The following is a 26464-nucleotide window of genomic DNA, read 5'->3' as shown; positions in this document are numbered from 1 at the left end:
AAAAGGTAAGCTACTAAGAGCGAATGGTGGATGCCTTGACTGGTAAAGGCGATGAAGGACGTACTAGACTGCGATAAGCTACGGGGAGCTGTCAAGAAGCTTTGATCCGTAGATTTCCGAATGGGGCAACCCAATGTATAGAGATATACATTACCTATATAGGAGCGAACGAGGGGAATTGAAACATCTTAGTACCCTCAGGAAAAGAAATCAATAGAGATTGCGTCAGTAGCGGCGAGCGAAAGCGCAAGAGGGCAAACCCAGTGCTTGCACTGGGGGTTGTAGGACTGCAATGTGCAAGAGCTGAGTTTAGCAGAACATTCTGGAAAGTATAGCCATAGAGGGTGATAGTCCCGTATGCGAAAAACAAAGCTTAGCTAGCAGTATCCTGAGTAGGGCGGGACACGAGGAATCCTGTCTGAATCCGGGTCGACCACGATCCAACCCTAAATACTAATACCAGATCGATAGTGCACAAGTACCGTGAGGGAAAGGTGAAAAGAACTGAGGTGATCAGAGTGAAATAGAACCTGAAACCATTTGCTTACAATCATTCAGAGCACTATGTAGCAATACAGTGTGATGGACTGCCTTTTGCATAATGAGCCTGCGAGTTGTGGTGTCTGGCAAGGTTAAGCAAACGCGAAGCCGTAGCGAAAGCGAGTCTGAATAGGGCGCTTAGTCAGATGCTGCAGACCCGAAACGAAGTGATCTATCCATGAGCAAGTTGAAGCTAGTGTAAGAACTAGTGGAGGACTGAACCCATAGGCGTTGAAAAGCCCCGGGATGACTTGTGGATAGGGGTGAAAGGCCAATCAAACTTCGTGATAGCTGGTTCTCTCCGAAATATATTTAGGTATAGCGTTGTGTCGTAATATAAGGGGGTAGAGCACTGAATGGGCTAGGGCATACACCAATGTACCAAACCCTATCAAACTCCGAATACCTTATATGTAATCACAGCAGTCAGGCGGCGAGTGATAAAATCCGTCGTCAAGAGGGAAACAACCCAGACTACCAGCTAAGGTCCCTAAATCTTACTTAAGTGGAAAACGATGTGAAGTTACTTAAACAACCAGGAGGTTGGCTTAGAAGCAGCCATCCTTTAAAGAAAGCGTAATAGCTCACTGGTCTAGTGATTTTGCGCGGAAAATATAACGGGGCTAAAGTAAGTACCGAAGCTGTAGACTTGCACACAACTTAGATTATTTAAGTTGAGAATATAAAAAACTAAGTTATATGTTTTAGTTATATTTTTACTGATTTTTATAGAGTAAAGATAGAAATAAAGCTTAGTAAAATCAGTAAAAATATTCTTGGTTTAAAGTTTAAGTAGTTTAAGTAGTTTAAGTTGTGTGCAAGTGGTAGGAGAGCGTTCTATTTGCGTCGAAGGTATACCGGTAAGGAGTGCTGGAGCGAATAGAAGTGAGCATGCAGGCATGAGTAGCGATAATTAATGTGAGAATCATTAACGCCGTAAACCCAAGGTTTCCTACGCGATGCTCGTCATCGTAGGGTTAGTCGGGTCCTAAGTCGAGTCCGAAAGGGGTAGACGATGGCAAATTGGTTAATATTCCAATACCAACATTAGTGTGCGATGGAAGGACGCTTAGGGCTAAGGGGGCTAGCGGATGGAAGTGCTAGTCTAAGGTCGTAGGAGCTTATACAGGCAAATCCGTATAAGAACACTCCGAGAACTGAAAGGCTTTTTGAAATCTTCGGATGGATAGAAGAACCCCTGATGCCGTCGAGCCAAGAAAAGTTTCTAAGTTTAGCTAATGTTGCCCGTACCGTAAACCGACACAGGTGGGTGGGATGAGTATTCTAAGGCGCGTGGAAGAACTCTCTTTAAGGAACTCTGCAAAATAGCACCGTATCTTCGGTATAAGGTGTGGTTAGCTTCGTACTAGGATTTACTTCGAAAGCGAAGAAACTTACAACAAAGAGTCCCTCCCGACTGTTTACCAAAAACACAGCACTCTGCTAACTCGTAAGAGGATGTATAGGGTGTGACGCCTGCCCGGTGCTCGAAGGTTAATTGATGGGGTTAGCATTAGCGAAGCTCTTGATCGAAGCCCGAGTAAACGGCGGCCGTAACTATAACGGTCCTAAGGTAGCGAAATTCCTTGTCGGTTAAATACCGACCTGCATGAATGGCGTAACGAGATGGGAGCTGTCTCAAAGAGGGATCCAGTGAAATTGTAGTGGAGGTGAAAATTCCTCCTACCCGCGGCAAGACGGAAAGACCCCGTGGACCTTTACTACAGCTTGACACTGCTACTTGGATAAGAATGTGCAGGATAGGTGGGAGGCTTTGAGTATATGACGCCAGTTGTATATGAGCCGTTGTTGAGATACCACTCTTTCTTATTTGGGTAGCTAACCAGCTTGAGTTATCCTCAAGTGGGACAATGTCTGGTGGGTAGTTTGACTGGGGCGGTCGCCTCCCAAATAATAACGGAGGCTTACAAAGGTTGGCTCAGAACGGTTGGAAATCGTTCGTAGAGTATAAAGGTATAAGCCAGCTTAACTGCAAGACATACAAGTCAAGCAGAGACGAAAGTCGGTCTTAGTGATCCGGTGGTTCTGTGTGGAAGGGCCATCGCTCAAAGGATAAAAGGTACCCCGGGGATAACAGGCTGATCTCCCCCAAGAGCTCACATCGACGGGGAGGTTTGGCACCTCGATGTCGGCTCATCGCATCCTGGGGCTGGAGCAGGTCCCAAGGGTATGGCTGTTCGCCATTTAAAGCGGTACGCGAGCTGGGTTCAGAACGTCGTGAGACAGTTCGGTCCCTATCTGCCGTGGGCGTAAGAAGATTGAAGAGATTTGACCCTAGTACGAGAGGACCGGGTTGAACAAACCACTGGTGTAGCTGTTGTTCTGCCAAGAGCATCGCAGCGTAGCTAAGTTTGGAAAGGATAAACGCTGAAAGCATCTAAGCGTGAAGCCAACTCTAAGATGAATCTTCTCTAAGCTCTCTAGAAGACTACTAGTTTGATAGGCTGGGTGTGTAATGGATGAAAGTCCTTTAGCTGACCAGTACTAATAGAGCGTTTGGCTTATCTTTAATAAAGCATCACTTCCTTGTTAAGGTTTTTATAAAGCTTTGAATGTTTTATATGAAATATTTATATAAACATTATGTTTTTAAGCTAATAAAATCTTTCAAGTAAAGTTTATATTAGAACTTGCTCTTAACATTGTTTTTTAAGTATTCTATATAAAAACTTATCAAAGATAAAAGATAAGTAAAGAAGAAAGAAAAACAAAAGAAGAAAGAGAATAAAGAAAAAAGTAAAGAAATAAAAAGATTAAGCTTTATTTTTTAAATTCAATCTTTCAAAGAATATTTAAATAACAATGTCCGTGATTATACAGATGTGGAAACGCCTTGCTCCATCCCGAACCAAGAAGCTAAGCACATCGTGGGTGATGATACTACGCCTTACTGGCAGGGGGAAAGTAGCTCATTGCGGACTTGTTAAATGTCTTCATTGCTTACTTTATATATAAATCCTATGTTTATTTTTATTGTTGTTTTAGATGGTGCTTAGAATCGTGTTTAAAAAAGAGTTTGTTGCTGGTTAAGGTTTTTAAGAGAATAGGGTGTTTTTAGGAGTTTGGAAAATAATAGAGGATAAAATTTAAAATTTTATAAGTTAAAATTAAATAAAATATATTAGCAATATTTTTGAAAAGATGTCGAAAATTTGAAGGCATCAAAATGGATTTTATAAAATTTCTTAATCATTTTCAACCCATATCTAAATCTTCTCAGCAAGCTAGTGTATACAAATCTTTTAAGTTGAATTTAAAACCAAATATTCTTAATGAAAAAGACGAAAATTCCTCTTCATTTCAAGAGCAAAAAACAGATGTAGCTCAAACTATGCTTCAAAGATTAGAAGATGAAAAAGTTTTCAATCAAAAGGTAAGTGATAAAGTAAAAAAAGCTGAAAGAGGTATGACTACTATATATTTTAGAGATCCTATTACAAATAAACTCGTTCGTAGTGCTTTAAGTTCAACAGCTATTAATAAAATGGGGATTGAATTTGACAAAGAAGATATGACTAAAAGACTTGATGGATCATATATATTAAGTGGAAAAGCTGAAAATTTCGTGTCTGGATGGTATGCTGATATAGCATATACTAGAGCTTATGTGGCTAGTGATAGAAATAATGATGGATATTTAGAAGATTATGAACTTGAAGATACGAAAAGTGGTTTTGTAGCACAGGAAACAAATTTAGGACTTTTTGTGCAATCTTATACACAATTAAATGGTAGCGTGGATACTCTATTTGGTTTTGAAAAAGATTTTAGAGAAATGCGCCCAGATGATACCAAGGATACAGATTATGCTGGTAGAACTATAGGTTTAGAGCTTGATAAAATGATAAGAAAAGATGGAGATTTTAATGGGAAGCTTAGTTTTAGCGAAACTGGCATGCAAGCAGTAAAAACCAAAGCTCCAAATTCTGGATGGACTGAAAGTGTAGGTATGTTAACTTTAACTAAATTTAATCAAACTAATACAATAGAAATTAAAGATATCTTGGATAAATTAGGTAAAGGTGTAAAATATGATGATTTAAGTGAAGATGAAAAATCTCTACTTAAAATGCAATTATCTGATAAAATTTTTGATGAAGTTGAAGATAAAGAAACTGGTAATAAAAAACTTGTTTTTAATCTGGATAAATTTAAAATTTTCTATGAAGGTTTTGTTGATTTATTCAAACAAAGAAGTGCAAAAATGCTAGGTTTAAAACCTGAAGATGCAACTAAACTTAATTATAACAATCTTAGTGAAATTGTCAACGAAATGAAGCAAACTTATTTTGATACAAATTCTACAAGTTATGGAAAAATAGCTGATTTAATTAAAATTTGGGCTTAGTTTTTATAATTATCTTGTAAAGTGTATTGTTATTTTTTATTTTGATATATTGTATTTTTATAAAAAATAACTAATAAAAGTTTAGTCATATAGACTAAATAAAATTAAGTATATTTTTTTATATTTATACTTGACAAAATAACACTCAATGTTGTATAATACTTCTAGCAATCAAAAAATAGAGTGCTAAAAATTTAAGGAAAGAGCTATGAAAAGCCGAGATAAAAAGGATTTGATTTTAGATTCTATCATCCAAACTTATCTTTTGGATAATGTTCCTATTGGTTCAAATGAATTAAATTTAAATCTTTGTATCCCTGCTTCAACTATACGCGTCTATCTTAAAAGACTTAGCGACGAAGGGTTGATCACTCAGCTTCATATAAGTAGCGGTAGAATTCCTACTATTTTGACAATGCAAAATTATTGGCAAAGTTTTTGGAAAAAAGAACAAGATCAAGATATCAATATCAAAAGTGAGAATTTTTTAAAAGAGTTGAGTAAAGAATTTGAAATTTATTGTCTTGTTTATGGTGGTAGAAGCTTAGTACTTAAAGAAGCGCTTGATCTAAATGCTAAGTTTATAGTGCTTGATTTTAAAGAAGAAGAGCTCGTTTTAAAATATGAAAAAGAAGCATGGAATTTTTTACAAAGTCTTATAGGATTAGATCTTTTTAGTATAGAAAAAATAGCTTTGAGAGTTCATTTTATGGATCTTGTAGAAAAAATAGCTAGCTTAAGACAAAATTTGATTTGCTATAGAAGTAATGAAGAAAGAGCTTATCAAATTTATCAAAATGATGAATTTGTTAAGCTCTTAGATTGCGGAGTTCATCGTTATTTTAAAGAAAGTCTTGAATTTGAACCTTTATTTAAAGAAGGTTTTATGGGGCTTAAGGTGGATGCGCAGTTTTTGGGCGAAGATGTAAATATTATCTTAGCAGGTAGTGTTTATACGGATTATAAAAAAATATTACAATACATAAAGGAGGCGGCGTGAGCGAGCAAAAGCAAGAATTTGAAAACGAAAACGCAGAAAATTCTGAACATTTGCAAGATGAGAATTTGCAAAATATCGAAGATGTTGAGCAAAACAAATTGCAAAAAGACTATGATGAATTAAAAGACAAATATATGCGTGCAAACGCTGAATTTGAAAATATTAAAAAAAGAATGGAAAAAGAAAAGCTAAGCGCTATGGCTTATGCAAATGAAAGTTTTGCAAAGGATTTGCTTGATGTTTTAGATGCTTTAGAAGCAGCTATCAATGTCGAATGCCATGATGAAATTAGCTTAAAAATCAAAGAAGGAGTGCAAAACACTTTAGATTTGTTTCTTAAAAAACTTGAAAAGCATGGAGTGGCTCTTATTAAAGAAGAAAAAGAGTTCGATCCAAATTTACATGAGGCAATGTTTCATGTAGATAGTGAAAATCATCAAAGTGGTGAAGTGGTTACCGTGCTTCAAAAAGGCTATAAAATAGCCGATCGCGTAATCCGCCCAACTAAAGTTAGTGTAGCAAAATAAATTTTAATAAAAAGGATAAAAAATGAGTAAAGTTATAGGTATAGATTTAGGAACAACCAATTCTTGTGTTGCTGTGTATGAACGTGGTGAGAGTAAAGTAATCCCAAATAAAGAAGGTAAAAATACAACTCCTTCTGTGGTAGCTTTTACAGATAAAGGCGAGGTTTTAGTAGGAGATAGTGCAAAACGCCAAGCGGTGACTAACCCTGAAAAAACTATTTATTCTATTAAAAGAATTATGGGTTTGATGATCAATGAAGACGCGGCTAAAGAAGCTAAAACAAGACTTCCTTATCATATCACTGAAAGAAATGGTGCTTGTGCGATTGAGATCGCAGGTAAAATTTATACTCCGCAAGAAATTTCAGCAAAAGTTTTAATGAAACTAAAAGAAGATGCTGAAGCTTTCTTAGGCGAGAGTGTTGTAGATGCGGTTATTACTGTGCCTGCATATTTTAACGATGCGCAAAGAAAAGCGACAAAAGAAGCAGGAACAATAGCAGGACTTAATGTATTAAGAATTATCAACGAGCCTACTTCAGCAGCTCTAGCTTATGGACTTGATAAAAAAGATAGTGAAAAAATCGTGGTTTATGATCTAGGTGGGGGAACTTTTGACGTTACCGTGCTTGAAACTGGCGATAATGTAGTAGAAGTTTTAGCAACGGGTGGTAATGCTTTCTTAGGTGGCGATGATTTTGATAATAAACTTATAGATTTTCTAGCTAATGAATTTAAAGATGAAACAGGCATAGATCTTAAAAATGATGTTATGGCTTTACAACGCTTGAAAGAAGCAGCGGAAAATGCTAAAAAAGAATTAAGCTCAGCTAATGAAACTGAAATTAATTTACCATTTATCACAGCAGATGCAAGTGGGCCAAAACATTTGGTTAAAAAACTTACTAGAGCTAAATTTGAAGGTATGATTGATTCTTTAGTGGCTGAAACCATCACTAAAATCAATGAAGTAGTAAGTGACGCAGGGCTTAAAAAAGATGAGATTAAAGAAATTGTTATGGTAGGAGGCTCTACTCGTGTTCCTTTAGTGCAAGAAGAAGTGAAAAAAGCCTTTAATAAAGATCTTAACAAGTCTGTAAATCCTGATGAAGTTGTAGCTATTGGTGCGGCGATTCAAGGTGCGGTTATAAAAGGCGATGTTAAAGATGTGCTTTTACTTGATGTTACTCCGCTCTCTTTGGGTATAGAAACTCTAGGCGGGGTAATGACTAAGATTATCGAAAAAGGTACAACTATTCCAACTAAAAAAGAGCAAGTTTTCTCAACCGCTGAAGATAATCAAAGTGCTGTAACTATCAATGTTTTACAAGGGGAAAGAGAATTTAGTCGTGATAATAAATCTTTAGGAAATTTTAATCTTGAAGGAATTCCACCAGCACCACGCGGTATGCCACAAATCGAAGTTACTTTTGATATCGATGCAAATGGTATTTTAACTGTTAGTGCAAAAGATAAAGCAACAGGTAAGGCTCAAGAGATCAAAATCACAGGTTCAAGCGGACTTAGCGAAGAAGAAATTAACAACATGGTAAAAGATGCTGAACTTCACAAAGAAGAAGATAAAAAACGCAAAGAAGCTGTAGATGCTAGAAATGCAGCTGATAGCTTGGCTCATCAAGTAGAAAAATCTTTAAGTGAGTTGGGTGAAAAAGTTGCCACTGCTGATAAAGAAAATATCCAAAAGGCTCTTGATGATTTGCGCGAGACCTTGAAAAATCAAAATGCAAGCAAAGAAGAGATTGAAAGCAAAATGAAAGCTTTAAGTGAAGTTTCTCATAAGTTAGCTGAAAATATGTATAAAAAAGATGAGCCAAATGCAGCGAACGATAAAAAGAAAAAAGATGACGATGTAATCGACGCTGAAGTTGAGTAATCTTTCAAAATCTTCATTCAAGCCTTTTTAAAAGGCTTGAAAATTTTTTAAAAATTTTTAGGAAATGACAAAATCTTTAAAATATAATCCTTTTATTAGCTTACTACCTAATTTTTCATTGATTTTTTTAAGCAATTCTCTTTGAAGTTCTAATTTAAAATCAGATAATTCATTTTCTTGTATTTCTTTTGCTAGAATGGTTTGAATAATGATATCTCTAATAACAGGCAAAATTCTTGTAAAATTTTCTGAAGAAATCTTACCTGTTAATTCCAAATCAATAGCACAATGTATATATTTTTGTCTGCCAGATTGTGATAGGTTAAGAGTAAAAGGTTCTAGGGAATAAAAATAGTTTGTATGAAAGCTATACGAAGAATTTTCTTGTCTTATATTTTTAGAAGATTTATTAAGTAAAAAGTAGGTGATAAAAACAATGCAAGATAAAATACATATAAATAAAAAAATAATCAATACTTCCAGTGGTTTTAGTATTTTTTTCTTGGTGTTTTTTTCTTTTGAAATAAAATTGAAATTATGTGGATTATTTTTAAAATTAACAATATTTTGTTTGAGCTTTGGCAAATCATAGCGAATAAGGTTTGTTACGATATTTAAATCCATAGCTTGACTATTATGAGCCGCAATATTTCTACTTTTTGAGAGTCTTTTCATATCTTCTTCGCGAAAAATTACCATAACTTCAGTATCTTCGCTATCTTGAATATTTTTTATTGTTTCTTTAATATTGATTAGGGACATGAAAATAGCTTTTTGTTTGGTTTCATTTTTTAAAGCTTGCACAAGTTCGCCTTTAGTTTGTTCAAATATAAAATCAATTTCTTGAATTATTTTGTCTAATTTATATAAATTCTCTTTTTGCATCATTTTACCTAGTATTTAATTTACTTATTTTAACACAAGCAAACTAAAAACTTAGCAATAAAATAAAATTAGTCTAAAAACTTTTTAGATATAATCTTGATAAACATAAAAGGAAAAATTTGAATTTATCATTTAAAACCTTTGATATTTCTAATGCGCAACGATCAAAAGCTAAAAAAGTGCAGGGTAGAAAATATGAATTTTTTCTTAATGAAAACGAGCAAAGTTTTATAACTCCTAAAGTGTCTTTTAAAGAAATTTTGAGGTATTATTATCTTTACCCAAAAAACGCCATTCCTTCTTTTAAATTGCCTTTTTTTAAGCCTGATTTGAGTGATTTTAGCACCTCGCATATTGCTTGGCTTGGACATTCTTCGCTTTTTATAAGTTTTAAAGAATATAAAATTTTGATTGATCCTATTTTTAACACTCATGCTTCGCCTATTTTTTTTATCAACAAGGCTTTTAAAAATGCTCCTGTTTATAATGTAAATGATTTTAATAAAATTTTTGCTGTGATTATCACGCATTCGCATTTTGATCATTTAGATGCTAAGAGTGTAAAAGCTTTAAAAGATAAGGCTAAAATTTTTATTACTCCTTTAAAAGTGGGAAATTATCTAAAAAGTTATGGGGTGAGTGAGAAAAAAATCATAGAGCTTGATTGGTGGAGTGGAATAGAATTTGATGATTTAAAAATCATTGCAACACCTGCACAACACAGTTCAAGTAGGGGAGATGGTAAAAACAAAACCCTTTGGGCTTCTTTTGTGATGGAATTTTTAAGTGTAGGTAAGAGAGTGTTTTTTAGTGCAGATGGAGGGTATTTTACACATTTTAAAAAAATAGGTGAGTATTTTGGAGGTTTTGACTTAGCTTGTCTTGAAAGTGGACAGTTTAATATCGCTTGGCCATATTCGCACTCTTTTCCTGAGCAAATTTTAAAAGAAGCAAAAGATCTTAATGCAAAAGCTGTCATGCCTATACATTGGGGGAGATTTTTAGCAGGAACTCACGCGTGGAATGAAGTAGTAAAATTTCTTTATAAAAATTTAGATTTACCCCTTATCACACCAAAAATGGGCGAGGCTTATGAAATAAGGGCTAAATTTAAACAGGATTTTTGGTGAAAAGAAGGATAAATTAACACAAGTTTATAATCTATATTTTGGTTTTTGCTATAGTTTTATAAAACTAAAAAAGGAGATTTTGTGAAAATTATTCAATGGAATAGGGCGGAATTTAGCCCAAAAGAAGTAAAAATCAATGTTTTAATTGACAATGAAAAAGGTAAAGAAATTCAAATTTTATTAGCTAAAGATAGTGTGATGAAAGAGCATAAAGCTCCTTTTGCTATACATATTCAAGTTTTAAGCGGTAAAATTTGGTTTGAAGTGGAAAAGGAAAAATTTGAATTAAATGCTTTAGATATGATAAGCCTAGAGGCAAATGTAGCGCATTCTTTAGGTGGATTAGAAAATTCTATAATAAGATTGAGTTTAAATAAATCAGATAGTATTCAAAGAGTAAATGCTGTGCTTAAAAAGCCTTAAAGTAATTTTAAGGCTTTAGGGCTTAATAAGAAGCAATGAAATTTGCTATTCTTTCTAAACCTTTTTCGATGAGTTCATCGCTTGTGGCATAAGAAAGTCTAAAGTATCCATCCGTGCCAAAACCTATGCCTGGAACAACGGCAACTTTTTCTTGTTCAAGTAATTTTTGGCAAAATTTCATAGAATCTTTTTCTATTTTTTGTATATTTACAAAAAGATAAAAAGCACCTTCTGGTTTATAAACACTGATATTTGGGATTTGTTTAAGCATATCTAAAGCTAAGTTACGGCGTTTTTCAAAGGCTTGACGCATTTTTTCTATATCTTTATCACATTTTCCATTTAAAGCAGGAATGGCTGCATGTTGAGTAATGGAGCAAATATTTGAAGTGCTTTGTCCTTGAAGTCTTTTAACAGCTGAAATTAGGGCTTTATTTTTGCTTGCCATATAGCCAAAACGCCATCCTGGCATAGCTCCACATTTACTAAGTCCGTTAATGGTCACAGTGCGTTTTAAAGCGTCTTCGCTTACACTTGCAAAAGCTACAAAATCAAAACCATCATAGCGAAGTTTTTCATACATTTCATCACTTAAAACAGTAATTTGCGTTCCTTCTAGAATTTTAGCAATTTGAGTTAATTCTTCTTTAGAATAAATCGATCCCACAGGATTTGAAGGAGAATTTAGCATTAAAACCTTGGTTTTAGCTGTGATAGCTTTTTTTAATTGTTCAGCGGTAATTTTAAAGCCATTTTCTTCTAAGCCTTCTATAAATACAGGTTTTCCACCTGCAAATTTTACCATTTCAGGATAGCTTACCCAGTAAGGACTAGGGATAATGACTTCATCATCTTTTTCTACTAAACATTCTATACATTCAAAAAGAGAGTGTTTTGCGCCTACATTGGTGATAATTTCGCTTGTTTCATAATCAAGATTATTATCTTTTTTAAATTTGATTTGAATAGCTTTTAATACTTCAGGAATTCCCGCAACAGCAGTGTATTTTCCACATCCTTTTTCAATAGCACTTATAGCGGCATTTTTGATGGTTTGCGGTGTGTCAAAATCAGGTTCGCCTGCTGAAAAACTAATGATATCCTCGCCTTTAGCTTTAAGTTCATTGGCAAGTGCGGTGATAGCTAAAGTGATAGATTCTTCTAAAACTTGAGATCTTTTTGTAAGCATTTTTCAATCCTTAATAATTTTTGTTTAATTTTAGCAGAAAATTGCATTTTTGTAATAAATTTAATTTAAAAATGAGTTATAAAATTCAATAAATGTGAAAATTTGTATTAATTTTTAGGAAAAATTAATACGCATAATAATACATATAATTTTATGTATTATAAAAATTATTATTTTTGTGATTCAGGTCGTTTTAATATAAGATTTTCAAGTTCTAAAATTTTATTTTCTAGCTTTTCTAATTTATCATCGCAATTTGCATCTATGGCTCTAATGTTTTTATTTTTACGCTCTTCGATAATATAAGCAGGAATTCCAACGGCAGTTAAATTTGCACCTACATCTTTAACCACTACAGCATTTGAGCCTATTTTGGCATTTTCTCCTATGGTGATATTGCCAAGTATTTTTGCGCCTGAACCTATGATCACTCCTTTTTTTATGGTTGGATGACGTTTAGTGCCTTTTTCAAGACTTGTTCCGCCTAAAGTAACGCCTTGATAAATCAAAACATCATCTTCTATGATTGCTGTTTGGCCTATAACCACTCCATTGGCATGATCTATAAAAACACGCCTTCCAAGTTCTGCACCAGGGTGTAAATCTACTCCAGTTAAAAATTGGGAAATTCCGCTAATCATTCTAGCAATGCGTTTAAAATTTCTTATGTAAAAAAAATGTGCAAAGCGGTAATTTACTACAGCCCATACTCCAGGGTAATTAAAAAAAAGTTCTATAGAAGAATTAAAAGCTGGATCTTGCACCTTTGGTTGAGAAAAATCTTCTTTTATAATACCCCAAAAATTCATCTAAACTCCTATGCTTTTTAAATAACCATTATCATTTAAGAAAAGATAAAGTTCACCTAAAATATGCTTTTTTTGCTTGTCATTGACAAGCTTAGAATTACTTATGCGTTCATTAAGTATATCCATGATAGCGTGTATATCATAGTCTAAATCTTCTAAGGCATCAAGTATGGATTGTGCTTCTATAATCCCCTCAACTTCATAGCCTTTTTCATTGATACTTATAATAGCTTCAGTGGGATGAGTAAAAAGATTGTGTTTCATTCCAAGTACTTCTTGATAGGCACCTACAAGAAAAAACCCTAGAAAATAATTTTCTTTTTCTACATCTACATCGTGTAAAAATAAAGGTTTATCTTTAGAATATGAAATTTCTCCATCGCTATCGCAGGTTATATCCCAAATACTTGCACTTCGAGTCGGTTCTTCATCTAAGCGATCAAGGGGCATGATGGGGAAATTCTGTTCTAAGCCCCAAAAATCGGGTATGCTTTGAAAGAGTGAAAAATTTACCAAATACCTTTCTTGCACTTCATCTTGTATGGCAAGTAAATCCGCAGGATTTTGTTTATCGCCTAAAAGCAAGATGGCTTTTTTCGTAATCAAATGAGTTAAAATTTCAGCATTGGAACGATCTTGTAAATCCACATAGCCCAAATCAAAAAGAGTTAGAATACTCTCTAAATGATCTATGCTATCGTGCAAGTATTCTAAAGCATTGGAAGGTTTTATGCTTTTATAAAGATCATAAAGCTCATCGATAAGTTTTGGATTTTGTTTTTTAAGTATGAGTTTGTTTTCTGCGTATTCTTGAGAAAAAAGTTCTAATACAGGAGCGATTAAAACAGCATGATTGGCTGCTACAAAACGTCCGCTTTCTATGAAAATATCAGGCTCTAAATCTTTTTTTTGTTCAGCTATATTTTTTAGGATAAAAACTACATCGTTAGCGTATTCCCTTAAGGTATAATTTCTACTTTTTTCATTTTTAAATTGTGAGTATTCCACAGCTAAACCGCCACCAAGATTGATAGCTTTTAGATTTTTAGCTCCCATTTTTCTAAGTTCTGTGTAAATATTTCCTGCTTCGTTTAAGGCTTTTTTTAAAGGATGAATTTCGGTAATTTGTGAGCCTAGATGAAAGTGAATCATGGTAAATTGTTCTAAAAGTTTGTTTTCTTTGAGTAAATTTACTGCTTCTATGAGTTCAGTGGATGTAAGTCCAAATTTAGAATTAATCCCACCGCTTTTTGCCCAAATTCCAACTCCAGCAGAATGCAAACGCACACGTAAGCCTATATTTGGTTTGGGTTTAAAGCGTTCTTTGGCTATGTCTATGATAGCTTCAAGTTCATTAAGTCCTTCTATGGTTAAAGTGATATTATGTCCCATTTCAGCTGCGATAAAGCCTATATTGATAAGTTCTCTATCTTTAAAGCCATTTACTGTAATAGGTGCACCTTCATTATTATAAGCCATAGCGAGTAAAAGCTCTGCTTTAGAACCTGCTTCAAGTCCGTAGTTATAGTCTTTTCCAAGCTTTACAAGATTTTTTACAAAACCAGGGTATTGATTTACCTTTAAAGGATAAACAGCGTTAAATCCTCCTTTATAGCCAAATTCTTTTCTTGCTTTATTGAAATTTCCGTAAATATTTTCAATTTGTTTTTGAATAAGATGAGGAAATCTTAAAAGTAAAGGTCCCTTGTATCCATCATCTCTTAATTCTTTAACTATATCAATAATAGCAGGTTTTTTCTCATGATTGATACAAACTTTACCATTTTTGATAATGAAATTTTCATTTCCCCAAATATCAATACCATAATCCATTATAAAACCTTCTTTAAGTCTGAAATTTTAATCATTTTTTCTTCTTTTTTTGCTAAATTTTTATAAAACAAACTTTCATTTTGTGCTTCATTTTCTCCCATACAAAGAAAAATTTCAGCATTATTTTTATCCGCGTTTTCAAGATGTTTAGCTAGTTTTCTTGCTTCATAGCTTAAAAGCACTTTATGTTCTTTTCTTAAATTTGTAGCGATATGCAAAAGTTTTTGGATATAAATTTCATCCATAGCACAAAGATAAATTCCTTCTCTTTGAACCTTTTCTTCTTTTTGTTCTAAAATAGCTATAATTCTTTCTATACCCATGGCAAAACCTACACCAAAACCACTTTTTCCATCAAGGTATTCAATAAGTCTATCATATCTTCCGCCCCCAGCAATAGCAGCTTTTGCACCAATTTCATCGCTAATGAATTCAAAAGCCGTTTTAGAGTAGTAATCAAGCCCTCTAACAAGTTTAGAATCCACTTCAAAATCCACTCCGTTTTCTTTTAAAACGCTTTGTAAAATTTCAAAGTCTTTTTGGCAAGATGAGCATAAATTTTGATTTAAAAGCGGAACATCATTAAGTAAGCTTTGACAATGCTCATTTTTACAGTCTAAAACACGAATGGGATTTAAGTTTTTTCTACGCAAACAATCCTCGCAAAAACCTTTTTTGCTATCTAAAAAATGTATCAAATTTTCACGATATTTTGGCATACATTCTAAACAACCTAAAGAGTTAATCAGTAGTCTAAATTTAATATCTAAGCGTGAAAAAATTTCTACTAACATTAAAATAATACTTGCATCTTCATAAACGCTTGCGTTTCCAAAACTTTCAACGCCAAATTGATGAAATTCTCTTAAGCGTCCCTTTTGGGGTCTTTCATAGCGGAACATGGAACCATGATAAAACCATCTTTTCACACTAGTGTTTTTATCGAGTTTTTTTTCTATATAGGCACGCACCACCCCAGCAGTTCCTTCAGGACGCATGCAAACATGATTTTCGCCTTTATCGATAAATTCATACATTTCTTTGCCTACTATATCAGAACTTTCTCCTACGCTTCTTTTAAAAAGGGTGCAAAGTTCTAAATGCGGTGTGTTGATAAAAGTAAAGCTATAGTTTTTAGCTACTTCTTCACAGATTTTAATCACTTTTTCATAATAATATGCATCTTTATCTAATAAATCTTTCATTCCTTTTAAAGCGTTAATCATTGTAAAAATTCCTTTATTTGTTGGTGTAATTTTTCTTTACTTTCTTTTGCGTCAAGTGTTAAAATTTCTATAGAAATTTTTTCTTTTAAAAAATAAAGCACTTTTTCGAGTTTATCTTGTATGCTTAAAAAATACTCAATGCCACGTTTTTCTATGCTATCTAGTTCTTTTTGACTGAGACGTTCTTGGATAAGGTTTACATCTCCTTTTAAAAAGATAATTTTTTGTGGAAAAAAATTTTCTAAAGCAAAACTATTTAAAGCAAAAAGCAAATCGTTTTCAAAATCTTTGGCATAAGCCATGCCTGAAATAAAACTTCTATCGCTAATAATGAGTTTGTTTTGATTGGTTTTTAAGATTTCTTCAAAATGTTGAGCACGATCAGCTAAAAAAAGCAAGAGTTCAGCTCTTTTGCTAATAGGATGAGTTTTATTAAGTAAAATTTCTCTTAAATGTTTTCCAAGTTCTGTTCCGCCAGGTTCGAGTGTGAAAATGGCGTCTTTATAAATTTCTTTTAAAAGTGAAATTTGCGTACTTTTTCCTACGCAGTCAATACCTTCAAAAACTACATACAAGATTGATCCTTTAAAAAAGGTAGAATTTCTTTTGGAACAAGAGAACTTACATCACCCCCATGTGCTACTATAGAGCGAACAATAGAACTTGAAATAAAAGCATGTTTTAGACTTGGCATAAGATAAATGGTTTCCATATCTTCCCAAAGTGCGTGATTTGCATAGCCAATTTGCAATTCGTATTCAAAATCACTCACCGCTCTAAGTCCACGGATTATAGTATTAACTTTTAATTCTTTGGCTAAATCTACAAGTAAATTATCAAAAGCAATGATTTTAACATTTTTTAAATTTTGTGTTGCAAGCAGGGCTAGTTCTTTGCGTTTTTCTAAATCATAGCAAGGTTTTTTATGTTCACTTTTTGCTATGGCAACGATGACTTCATCAAAAATTTTTAAAGCTCGTTTGATAACATCCAAATGTCCGTTGGTAATAGGATCAAAAGTCCCAGGATATAAACAAGTCATTTTTGCTCCAATTTTTTTTAAAAATATAACAAATTTAAACTAAAAATTTTGCCATTTTTCATATAAATTGTGTTTTATTTCTAAAAGATCTAGCCATTTACCTACGATAAAATTTTCCATTTGTTCTAGATTGTTTGCTTTAGAATAACTTGCGATAATAGGAGGTGCGATAATAACTCCCATTTGGCTAAGTTTTAACATATGTTCTAAATTTAAAGTAGAAAAAGGCATTTCACGTACGCCTAAGATGAGTTTTTTTCTTTCTTTTAAGGCCACTGCTGCAGCACGCATTAAAAGAGTGTCTGCAAAACCAGCGTGAATTTTTGCTAAACTTGAAATCGAACAAGGAGCAATGATAGTTTTTTCTATTCCAAAAGATCCACTTGCTACACTTAGACTTAAATTTTTATCATCTAAAAAATGAGTGTATTTAAAATTTTCTTGACAAATTTCTTCTAAATTTGCTTCATTTTCAGCTTTGAAACTAAGTTTTGCACCTTGAGTTAAAATACAATAAAGTTCGCATTGATTTTCTAAATTTTTTAATAATTTTAAGCCTAAATTGACACTGCTTGAACCAGAAATTCCTAATAAAACCTTCATTGTATAATCATCCTATTTTTACCCACTACGATGCCTTGCATAACTTTGCCTTCTTTGTTTTTTGCACGAATCCTTTCGCCCATATTTGCACTTTGCAAAGCCACAAGTTCGATTAAAACATCAACATTTGCTTCACTTAAAACTCCGATTATAGGATCATTTCGGCGTATTAAAGCTGTGGTTTTAAACATATTTGCTCTTAAAATGGCGTTTTTGTTAATATTGCTTTTAGCTACAAGATTATCTACATCATCTAAGGTTAAGGCATTTAAAGGAACTTTATCAAAATCAATCAATACGCTTTTATAGTCAAAAGCTCCAAGTTTATCTCCTCTTTTTATAGCGCGTTCGCTTTTTAAAACTTCTAAATTTGCTTGAATGAAATATCTAAAAAATACATTTTTTTGTATATTTTGCGGAGTTTTAAATTCAGCCCTTAAAAAGCCTTGTGCTTGATTAAAACGCCCATTAGCGATTCTTAGAAATTCATATTGATCAAAATCTTTAGGCAATGATGTTATTTTTAAATCAATTTGAGAAATTATAATTTTAGGAAAATTATTTCTAAATTCTTTAGCTAGTGCTGTTTTGATTTCTTCTAAACTAGCTGCTTGGATATAATTTATCACAATAAAAAAAGTTAAAAAAATAATTTTCATTTTTATCCTAAGAATTATAATGCAATAAATAGTATTTTAGCTTTTATAAGTTTAACAAAGCCTTTAGAAGGCTTTGTATAGAGTTAAAAAGTAGGGATAACAGAGCCTTTATATTTTTCTATGATAAAATTTTTAATTTTATCGCTTGTTAAAATTTCTTTAATAACAAGACTTTTTTGACTTGTTTCTTCACCTTTTCTTGCAGCTAAAACAATAGCATATAAACTATCTTTATCTTCTATAAAAATACCATCTTTTAAAGGGTTTAAACCTGCTCCAAGAGCATAGTTTGTGGTAATAACAGCCAAATCAGTATCATTTAGGGCTCTTGGAAGTTGTGCGGCTTTAAGCTCTATAAATTTAAGTTTTTTTGGATTTTTACTTATGTCAATAGGGGTTTTAAGGGTGTTTTGACTTTTAAATTCTATTAAATTTGCTTTAGCTAGTAAATCAAGGGCTCTGCTTTCATTGGTAGCATCATTAGGTATAGCGATTTTAGCACCATTAGGAATGTCTTTTATATCTTTTATGGAGTTAGAATATATAGCCATAGGAACTAAAACAATAGCACCTAAAGAACTTAAATTTGTTCCTTTGTGGGTATTAAAATCATCTAAAAAAGGTTTATGCTGATATAAATTTGCATCTAAATCTTTCTCATTTAAAGCGATATTAGGTATATTATAGTCATTAAATTCCTTAACTATCAACCTCCAACCTTTTTCTTGAAATAAGGGTTTAGAGAAATTTAAAATTTCAGCATAAGGCGTTGGTGTTGCACCTATGATTATGGTTTTATCTGCCCCAAAACTAAGGCTAATTGTAAATAAAACACTTAAAAATATTTTTTTAATATTCATGCTATACTCCTAAAAAGCTGGGATTAATATATCTTTATAATGTTCATTAATGATGGCTTTAAATTTATCGCTTCTTAAAATTTCATCAATTACTTTGGTCTTTTCGCTATTTTTATCTTCTGAGCGTACCACAACATAATTTACATAAGGGCTATTTTTATCTTCCCTAAAAATAGTATCTTTACTTGGATTCAGACCGGCTCCAAGTGCGAAATTAGAATTAATTATAGCAATATCAACATCATCTAAAGCTCTTGGAAGTTGTGCGGCTTTAAGTTCTATAAATTTAAGTTTTTTTGGATTTTTGTTTATGTCCAATGGGGTTTTAGAGTATTTTTGTTAAGCTCTATTAATTTTGCTTTCTCTAAAAGCTCTAAAGCTCTGCTTTCATTGGTCGCATCATTAGGTATAGCAACTCTAGCATCTTCTTTAAGATTTTCTAAATTTTTGATTTTTTTACTATAAACTCCTACTGGAGCTATAAGTACAGGCGTTGTTGCAATTAAATTTGAACTTTTTTTAGGTTGTATTCTTCTAAAAAAGGTTTGTGTTGATATAAATTTGCATCAAGTTCTTTTTCCTCTAATGCACGATTGGGCAAAATATAGTCTGAAAATTCTACTATTTTAAGCTCATACCCTTTGTTTTTAAAATCATCTTTCATTAGTTCTAGTAAGCTACCAAAAGGATTTGGAGTGGCTCCTATAGTAATGTTTTGTGCAAATAGGCTAGATAAATTTAGAATGCAAGCGAGTATAATAATTTTAAATAAATTCATAAAAACTCCTTTGTATTTAAAAAAAAGTCCCTAGGTAAGGGACAAAATTAAAAAGCAGGTAAAACAGATCCGTTGTATTTTTCTATGATAAATTGTTTGATTTTATCACTTTGTAGAGCTTGGATTAAGGCTTTGATTTTTGGATCGTTTTCATGTCCCACTCTTACAACAAGAATGTTTGCATACGGGCTTTCTTTATCTTCGATAAATACGCTATCTTTTGCAGGATTTAGATTTGCAGAGAGAGCGTAGTTGGAATTAATTACAGCAAAATCAACATCATCCAAAGCTCTTGGAAGTTGTGCGGGCTTTAATTCTACAAATTTAATTTTTTTAGGATTGTCTATAATATCAAGAGGTGTTTTTAAAGCCTTATCTTTAAATTTTACCAAACCTTTTTTTGCAATAATATCTAAAGCTCTACTTTCATTGGTTGGATCATTTGGAATGGCGATTTTAACCCCTTCTTTAATATCATCTAGACTTTTGTATTTTTTGGAGTAAACAGCCATAGGTTCTATGTGTATGGCAGCTACTTTGATAAGTTTGGTGCCTTTGTTTTTATTAAATTCTTCCAAATAAGGAGTATGTTGGAAAAAATTTGCATCGGCTTCTCCGTTATCAACAGCTAGATTAGGTAAAACATAATCCGTAAATTCTTTGATTTCAAGTTTATAGCCTTGTTTTTCTAAATCAGGTTTTACTTGTTCTAGGATTTCAGCATGAGGGACGGGAGTTGCTGCAACTGTGATGGTTTCTAATGCATTTGCATTAAGACTTAATGTTAAAATACTTGCTATAAATAAAGATTTGATTTTCATTTTTTTCCTTTTTAGTCATTTTGTGCTTGCTTTAATCTTAATAAATTCACTCTGACTATCAGGAAGAAGCATATAAAAACTTGTTGATAGTCAGATTAACGCATCTGATACATCATTTTAATTCCTTTAATTTTTTTTAAATTTTACTTAAAAAAACTTATATTTATCTTAAAAGGAGATATAATCTCCTTATTTTTTGAAACCTTTATAAAGCAAACTTCCTAAAAATAAGATAAAAATAATTGCTTGCCAAAAGAAATTTTCATCATTGTTTATATTGATAACTATACTAACTCCAAGTAAAATCAATAGAGTGGCAATGATATATGTAGTTTTACTATTTTTAGCCCAAGTATAAAATAAATTACCTAGAATTTGAACTAACTGAACTAATATAAGTAAAATAACTACAGTTTGAATCATAACTTCTTTGTTAAATCTTTCATAACCATAGCGAATAGCGACATCTCCCAAACCTCCACCACCGACAGTTCCAGCAAGAGCAGAAAAACCAATGGTAAAGATTAAAGTTAGAGTAATTCCGCTAATTATAGCAGGAAGAGCCTCACTAAAGATAACCTTGAAGATAATTTGAATATTGCTAGCGCCATAACTTTTTGCTGCTTCTATGATTCCTTTGTCTATTTCTTTAAAAGCACTTTCAAGCATCTTTGCCAAATAAGGAGCTATTCCGATAGCTAATGGAACTATGGCGGCATTTGTACCTATGCTGGTGCCTACTATGATTTTAGAAAGTGGTAAAAGAACAACTATAAGAATTAAAAATGGAAAGGCACGCAGTATATTTGTAATAAAATCTAAAATGCTATAAGCGATTTTATTTTCTTTAATTCCGTTTTTATCCCAAATAGCAAGTAAAATTCCAGGAATAATAGCCAATAAAAATCCAAATAGTACAGCCATTAAACTCATATAAATTGTTTCATTAAGTGCAGGTTTTAAAATGTTCTCATAATTTTCACTGAAACTTGTGATAGAACTTAAACTCACTTCTTTAATATCCTGCCAAGAAAATTCATTAAAAAATTGAGAAATTCTACCAAAAAAAGCACTGATGATAGAGATGTTTTCTTCATTCATGATGCCACCTCCCATAATACTCCACTTTTTTCTATGTAATCAAGAACCTTGTCTTTATCCTTTTCATTTATATTTATAACTAAATTTCCTAAGGCTTTTCCATTAAGTTTTTCTATTTTACCCCAAACTATGTTAAAGTCTATATTTAGAGTTCTTGCCATATGAGTGATGACGCTATTTTGGGCAACTTCTTTTGGAAAGTAAAGTTTGATATTAAGTCCGTGTTTAGGCAAAAAATCACTTTCTCCTAAAAATTCTTTCATTTTGGCATTAGGCTTTAAAAAAAGCTCATCAATTGCTCCACTTCCTATGATTTGTCCATGTTCAAGCAATAAAGCTTTTTGAGCTATGTCTTTTACCACATCCATTTCGTGAGTTACTAAAACAACAGTAATCCCAAATTCAGTATTGATTTTAGATATAAGCTCTAAAATATTTTTTGTAGTGTTTGGATCAAGAGCCGAAGTAGCTTCATCACTAAGTAAAATTTTTGGGTTTAAAGCTAAGGCTCTAGCAATAGCAACGCGTTGTTTTTGCCCCCCACTTAGTTCTCTTGGGTAGGATTTGTTTTTATGATCAAGTCCTACGATTTCAAGCAAAGAATTGACTTTTTGGGCAATTTCTTTTTCACTCATGTATTCTTTATTAAAAAGCTTGGCATGAAATTTACACTGAGTATAGTGTGTTCTTAAAGGCATAGCAACATTTTCAAATACATTTTTGCGCTCCATTAGGGCAAAATTTTGAAAAATCATCCCTATATCTTTTCTAAGCACTCTTAGCTCTTTTGATTTTTTTTGACTTAAATCTTTAATTTCTTGATCAAAGACTTTTAAGCTTCCTTCTTGATAATTCTCAAGTCCATTAATACATCTTAAAAGAGTGGATTTTCCAGCTCCACTATGACCTACTATGGCGTAAATTTCACCCTTTTTAATCTCCAAAGAAACATCGTTTATCACGAGTTCCTTGCCATAATATTTTTTTAAATTTTTTATTTTTATCAAATTTTCAACCTCTTAGATTTTGAAGTTCAACTGATATTTTTTCAAGCTGAATTTTTAAATTTTCTAGAGCTTCTTTATTTTGCTCCACCACCTCTTTAGGTGCGTTAGCAGTGAATTTTTCATTTGAAAGCATGGAGTTAAGCTTGAAGCTTTCTTTTTCAAGCTTATTTTTTTGATTTTCAAGTCTTGTTAAAATACCACTTAAATCAACATTTTCAAGCGTAATGAAAATTTCTAAATTCTCGCTAACATCACATATTGCCTTTGGTAATTTTTCTTCACTAAATTCTATTTGCTCGCACTTTGCGAGCATCATGATAAAATTCATATAAGCTTTGATTTCATTTTTGATTTTTTTATCGTTAAATTTGATATAAGCTTTTTCTATTTTAGAATTTCCAAGATCGATTAAACTTTTAGCACGGCGGATACCAACTATGCTTTCTATAAGTAAAGAAAAGATTTTTTCTATATTTTTATCTTGTTCTTTAAATTTTGGATATTTGCTTATCATAATAGAAGGGCTTGTTTTAAGTTCTGTATCGCTTAGTTTATGATATAAATATTCACTGATAAAAGGCATAAAAGGATTTAAGAGCTTTAAAGCTTCTTTGAAAATACTACCAAGTTCTTTAACGCTTGATTTTTCTGCTTTGCTAAGCTCTATACCCCAATCGCAAAAATCATCCCAAAAGAATTTATATAGAGTATTGGCTGCATCATTAAAGCGATAATTGTCTAAATTTTCTCTTACATCCTTAACACAAGTTTGAAATTTGGCATAAATATATTTTGCTAATTCTGAATGAAGTGTGATATTTTCCAAATCTTCAAATTTACTTTCATTTAAAAGCAGATAATTTGTAGCATTATAAATTTTATTTGTAAAATTTCTAACTTGTAAAAGTTTATCATTGCTAAGTTTAATATCGCGTCCTTGTATAGCAAGAAGTGCTAAAGTAAAGCGTAAAATATCGGCACTATATTCTTTAATACTTTCATTTGGATCGATGACATTTCCAAGACTTTTACTCATTTTTCTACCTTGCTCATCTTTCACAAGAGCGTGTAAATAAATATCTTTAAAAGGAAGTTGATGTAAGGCATTAGTGCTTTGAAACATCATTCTAGCCACCCAGAAAAATAAAATATCAAAACCTGTAATGAGTAAAGAATTGGGATAAAAATCTTTTAAATCCTTTTCAGACCAAATTTTATCTTTACCCCAATTTTCATTCCCCCAGCCTAGAGTACTCATAGCCCAAAGTCCTGAAGAAAACCAAGTATCAAGTACATCTTCATCTTGTTTGAAATTTTGACTTTGACATTTTGGACAAGTTTTAGGCGTATGTTGGCTTGCCCATTCATGAGAGCATTCGCAATAATACACAGGAATTTGATGCCCCCACCAAAGTTGTCTTGAAATACACCAATCTCTTAAATCTTTCATCCAAGCATTAAAGCTATTTATCCAGTGATTTGGATAAAATTTGCTTTCGCCAAGTGCAACTTTTTCTATACTTTCTTGGGCGATTTCTTTTTTTACAAACCATTGCTTGGAGATATAAGGTTCAACTACATTGTTGCAACGATAACAATATCCTACCTGATTATTATGTTCTTCTGTTTTTTCTATAAAGCCAAGACTTTCAAGTTTGGCTACGATTTTTTCTCTTGCTTCTAAGCGTTCTAAACCTTGAAACTCTAAACAATGTTCGTTTAAAATTCCTTTTTCATTAAAAACGCTTATAAATTCTAAATTATGTCTAAGTCCTACTTCATAATCGTTCATGTCATGAGCGGGAGTAACTTTTACAACTCCTGTTCCAAATTCTTTTTCTACATGCTCATCAGCTATAATTTTAATGGCTTTTTTACTTATAGGCAAAATCACTTCTTTGCCCACAAATTTAGTATAGCGTTCATCGTCAGGATGTACCATAACTGCAGTATCGCCAAAAAAAGTTTCAGGACGCGTTGTGGCTACTACTAAAAATTCATCGCTATCTTTTAAAAAGTATTTAATATGATAAAGTTTTCCTTTGTTTTCTTTGTATTCAACTTCTATATCACTTAAAGCGCCATCGTGAGTACACCAATTTATCATGTAGTTTCCACGTACAATAAGTCTTTTATCATAAAGTTCTACAAAGGCTTTTTTTACGGCATTAACCAAACCTTCATCCATAGTAAAACGCAAGCGACTCCATGCAGGAGTGATGCCTAGTGTTCTCATTTGGTCTAAAATTTTTCCACCGCTTTGCTCTTTCCACTCCCAGACTTTTTCTATAAATTTTTCTCTACCTAGTTCTTCTTTTTTAATGCCTTGAGCAAGAAGTTGTTTTTCTACAACATTTTGAGTAGCAATACCTGCGTGATCAAGCCCTGGTTGATAAAGAACCTTATAGCCATCCATTCTTTTGTAACGCGTCATAATGTCTTGTAGAGTAAAAGTTAAAGCATGTCCTATGTGTAAAACTCCAGTGACATTAGGAGGAGGCATCATAATGCAGAAATTTTTATCTTTTTCTTGTATGGTTTTATTGCCATCGATCTCAAAATATCCGCGTTCTTCGCAAATTTGATAATACTCTTTTTCTAAATTTTTATCATACATTATTTGCCTTTATTGTTTTAGCTTATTTAATAGAGCTAATTTCTATAATTTCACAAAACGGGAAGAAATATTGTGCTGTATTAAGTCCAGTTTTCAAACTTTTGATATGTTTAGAAAAATCACTTCCTTTGCCATCTTTTTTAATTTGAAGTTTAAGTCTTTCTAAAATTTCTTCACGTGCTACATGTTCATTTAATTCTTTTGGATTGTTTAAATATGGGCTTAATCTATCTAAGCTAATATATTTATAAGCTTTTTTCATATCTGAAAAGATAATTTCTTTGTTATAGATAGTTAATTTCATTTCCCCTTTTGGTAGCATTTTAACAAAAATACTTAGATAATAATCTTTTGCATTATCTTGTATAACGCTTAGCATATCTTTTAACAGATTGATTCTATATTGGCTTAAAAATTTTCCATCTAAAATATAAACTTTCATATTTTCTGTACTAAGTTCAGGTTCTAAACGACTGTTTTTTCCTATGCTTAGATACTCTCTAGCGGTATTTAGATATTTATTTTTGTTTGACTTGTTTGATTGAAGTTCTTTTTTTACGGCTCTCTCTCTTTCTAAGATCTTTTGTTGTTTGCTGATTTCTTTTTTAAGAGCTTCTATTTTGGCTTGTTTATTTTCTTGTTTTAATTTTTCTTTATCCGTATCTAAAATTTGCTTATTTTCATTTGTATTAATATTATTACTTGTATTGGTGTCATTATTTAAGCTTTGATTGTTTTCACTTATTGGCGTATTAAATGTATTGTTATTTAAGCTTTGATTTTCATCTAATGGGTTTGTTTCTTGCTTTTGGATGGTATTGTTATTAATATTTATATCTGATGAACTATTGTTGGTTTGGATCGAGGGCGAATAGGAATTATCGTAGTTATTAGTATACGATTTTTGCTCGGTGTAAGTGTTGGTGTTTAAGGTGTAATTCTTTGGTTTTGAATATTCAAAAAGATAATAATAGGTTCCACCTAATATCACAATAATAGCAATTAATATGCCAACAATAATAGAAAAAATTTTCAAATTCATTTGCTATCCCTTAAAAACAGAAAGTTAAATAATTTTAGCATTGTACTATAATCTAATATAAAGTAATTTTAAATTTTTATATTTTTAAGTAATTTTTTTTTATAATTTT

The 26464-nt window shown here is 32.2% G+C and carries 21 protein-coding genes, 2 rRNA genes and 1 pseudogene; 8 read left to right on the top strand and 16 right to left on the bottom strand.

Annotated elements, in window-relative coordinates; all coding sequences use genetic code 11:
• Window positions 1-3: 3 nt before the first annotated feature.
• The 6 genes from AJ884_RS07100 (at window position 4) to dnaK (ending at window position 8330) form a co-directional block, all read left to right on the top strand.
• Window positions 4-3070, top strand: a 23S ribosomal RNA gene (locus tag AJ884_RS07100).
• Between the two features lie 295 nt (window positions 3071-3365).
• Window positions 3366-3482: ribosomal RNA gene (gene rrf / locus AJ884_RS07095) — 5S ribosomal RNA — on the top strand.
• Between the two features lie 245 nt (window positions 3483-3727).
• Window positions 3728-4909, top strand: a complete 1182-nt coding sequence (locus AJ884_RS07090) for a hypothetical protein (protein ID WP_070233301.1) — start codon at window positions 3728-3730, stop codon at window positions 4907-4909.
• A 208-nt stretch (window positions 4910-5117) separates the two neighbouring features.
• A complete protein-coding gene (locus tag AJ884_RS07085; protein ID WP_070275172.1) occupies window positions 5118-5909 on the top strand; it encodes an HrcA family transcriptional regulator in 792 nt (263 codons plus the stop codon).
• Entirely contained in the window at window positions 5906-6436 is a 531-nt protein-coding gene (gene grpE / locus AJ884_RS07080; RefSeq protein ID WP_002790452.1) for a nucleotide exchange factor GrpE, read from the top strand. The genes AJ884_RS07085 and grpE overlap by 4 nt, the downstream gene beginning before the upstream one ends.
• A 22-nt stretch (window positions 6437-6458) precedes the next feature.
• Complete coding sequence (gene dnaK / locus AJ884_RS07075; protein WP_002861408.1) at window positions 6459-8330, top strand: molecular chaperone DnaK; 1872 nt, start codon at window positions 6459-6461, stop codon at window positions 8328-8330.
• A 57-nt stretch (window positions 8331-8387) separates the two neighbouring features.
• Here dnaK and AJ884_RS07070 read toward each other — a convergent pair whose 3' ends face one another.
• Window positions 8388-9215 (bottom strand): flagellar basal body-associated FliL family protein, encoded by an 828-nt coding sequence (locus AJ884_RS07070; protein WP_250535418.1) that lies wholly within the window; start codon window positions 9213-9215, stop codon window positions 8388-8390.
• Window positions 9216-9334: 119 nt separating this feature from the next.
• Between AJ884_RS07070 and AJ884_RS07065 the strand changes: the two genes are divergently transcribed.
• Both AJ884_RS07065 and AJ884_RS07060 read left to right on the top strand, forming a co-directional pair.
• Window positions 9335-10345, top strand: a complete 1011-nt coding sequence (locus AJ884_RS07065; RefSeq protein ID WP_070233304.1) for an MBL fold metallo-hydrolase — start codon at window positions 9335-9337, stop codon at window positions 10343-10345.
• Between the two features lie 81 nt (window positions 10346-10426).
• On the top strand, window positions 10427-10768 hold the full coding sequence (locus tag AJ884_RS07060; protein WP_044794551.1) for a cupin domain-containing protein: 342 nt from the start codon (window positions 10427-10429) through the stop codon (window positions 10766-10768).
• Between the two features lie 22 nt (window positions 10769-10790).
• Here the strand turns inward: AJ884_RS07060 and AJ884_RS07055 are convergent, their stop codons facing one another.
• The 15 genes and pseudogenes from AJ884_RS07055 to AJ884_RS06985 all read right to left on the bottom strand — a co-directional run bounded on the left by AJ884_RS07055 (window position 10791) and on the right by AJ884_RS06985 (window position 26355).
• Window positions 10791-11957, bottom strand: a complete 1167-nt coding sequence (locus tag AJ884_RS07055) for a pyridoxal phosphate-dependent aminotransferase (RefSeq protein WP_070233305.1) — start codon at window positions 11955-11957, stop codon at window positions 10791-10793.
• 170 nt (window positions 11958-12127) lie between these two features.
• A complete protein-coding gene (cysE, locus tag AJ884_RS07050) occupies window positions 12128-12766 on the bottom strand; it encodes a serine O-acetyltransferase (protein ID WP_070233306.1) in 639 nt (212 codons plus the stop codon).
• The gene (speA, locus tag AJ884_RS07045; RefSeq protein ID WP_032595244.1) at window positions 12767-14602 is read right to left on the bottom strand and encodes a biosynthetic arginine decarboxylase; all 1836 of its coding nucleotides are present in this window, start codon (window positions 14600-14602) and stop codon (window positions 12767-12769) included. It abuts the gene before it with no gap.
• On the bottom strand, window positions 14599-15825 hold the full coding sequence (hisS, locus tag AJ884_RS07040; RefSeq protein ID WP_070233307.1) for a histidine--tRNA ligase: 1227 nt from the start codon (window positions 15823-15825) through the stop codon (window positions 14599-14601). Before hisS ends, speA begins: the two co-directional genes overlap by 4 nt.
• The gene (gene tmk, locus AJ884_RS07035; RefSeq protein WP_070233308.1) at window positions 15822-16400 is read right to left on the bottom strand and encodes a dTMP kinase; all 579 of its coding nucleotides are present in this window, start codon (window positions 16398-16400) and stop codon (window positions 15822-15824) included. Before tmk ends, hisS begins: the two co-directional genes overlap by 4 nt.
• Entirely contained in the window at window positions 16391-16867 is a 477-nt protein-coding gene (gene coaD / locus AJ884_RS07030; RefSeq protein WP_002852633.1) for a pantetheine-phosphate adenylyltransferase, read from the bottom strand. The genes tmk and coaD overlap by 10 nt, the downstream gene beginning before the upstream one ends.
• 39 nt (window positions 16868-16906) lie before the next feature.
• Complete coding sequence (locus AJ884_RS07025; RefSeq protein WP_002871446.1) at window positions 16907-17470, bottom strand: UbiX family flavin prenyltransferase; 564 nt, start codon at window positions 17468-17470, stop codon at window positions 16907-16909.
• Complete coding sequence (gene flgA / locus AJ884_RS07020) at window positions 17467-18129, bottom strand: flagellar basal body P-ring formation chaperone FlgA (protein ID WP_002852578.1); 663 nt, start codon at window positions 18127-18129, stop codon at window positions 17467-17469. Before flgA ends, AJ884_RS07025 begins: the two co-directional genes overlap by 4 nt.
• 83 nt (window positions 18130-18212) lie before the next feature.
• Window positions 18213-18989 carry a MetQ/NlpA family ABC transporter substrate-binding protein gene (locus AJ884_RS07015; RefSeq protein ID WP_070233309.1) on the bottom strand — a complete coding sequence of 259 codons (777 nt, stop codon included), beginning with the start codon at window positions 18987-18989 and terminating at the stop codon, window positions 18213-18215.
• A 9-nt stretch (window positions 18990-18998) separates the two neighbouring features.
• Window positions 18999-19653: pseudogene (locus tag AJ884_RS07010) on the bottom strand (MetQ/NlpA family ABC transporter substrate-binding protein).
• Between the two features lie 161 nt (window positions 19654-19814).
• Window positions 19815-20588, bottom strand: a complete 774-nt coding sequence (locus AJ884_RS07005; RefSeq protein ID WP_002872575.1) for a MetQ/NlpA family ABC transporter substrate-binding protein — start codon at window positions 20586-20588, stop codon at window positions 19815-19817.
• Window positions 20589-20777: 189 nt separating this feature from the next.
• Complete coding sequence (locus tag AJ884_RS07000) at window positions 20778-21689, bottom strand: methionine ABC transporter permease (protein WP_044780307.1); 912 nt, start codon at window positions 21687-21689, stop codon at window positions 20778-20780.
• Entirely contained in the window at window positions 21686-22696 is a 1011-nt protein-coding gene (locus AJ884_RS06995) for a methionine ABC transporter ATP-binding protein (RefSeq protein WP_070275167.1), read from the bottom strand. Before AJ884_RS06995 ends, AJ884_RS07000 begins: the two co-directional genes overlap by 4 nt.
• A 4-nt stretch (window positions 22697-22700) precedes the next feature.
• Window positions 22701-25313, bottom strand: coding sequence for a valine--tRNA ligase (locus tag AJ884_RS06990; protein WP_070275166.1), 2613 nt, complete (start codon window positions 25311-25313; stop codon window positions 22701-22703).
• Between the two features lie 22 nt (window positions 25314-25335).
• Window positions 25336-26355 (bottom strand): hypothetical protein, encoded by a 1020-nt coding sequence (locus tag AJ884_RS06985; protein ID WP_002861422.1) that lies wholly within the window; start codon window positions 26353-26355, stop codon window positions 25336-25338.
• Between the last annotated feature and the right edge of the window lie 109 nt (window positions 26356-26464).

Source organism: Campylobacter sp. BCW_6463 (genome assembly GCF_001762785.1).
Lineage (GTDB): Bacteria > Campylobacterota > Campylobacteria > Campylobacterales > Campylobacteraceae > Campylobacter_D > Campylobacter_D jejuni.
This window is presented reverse-complemented; position numbering and strand designations above follow the sequence as displayed.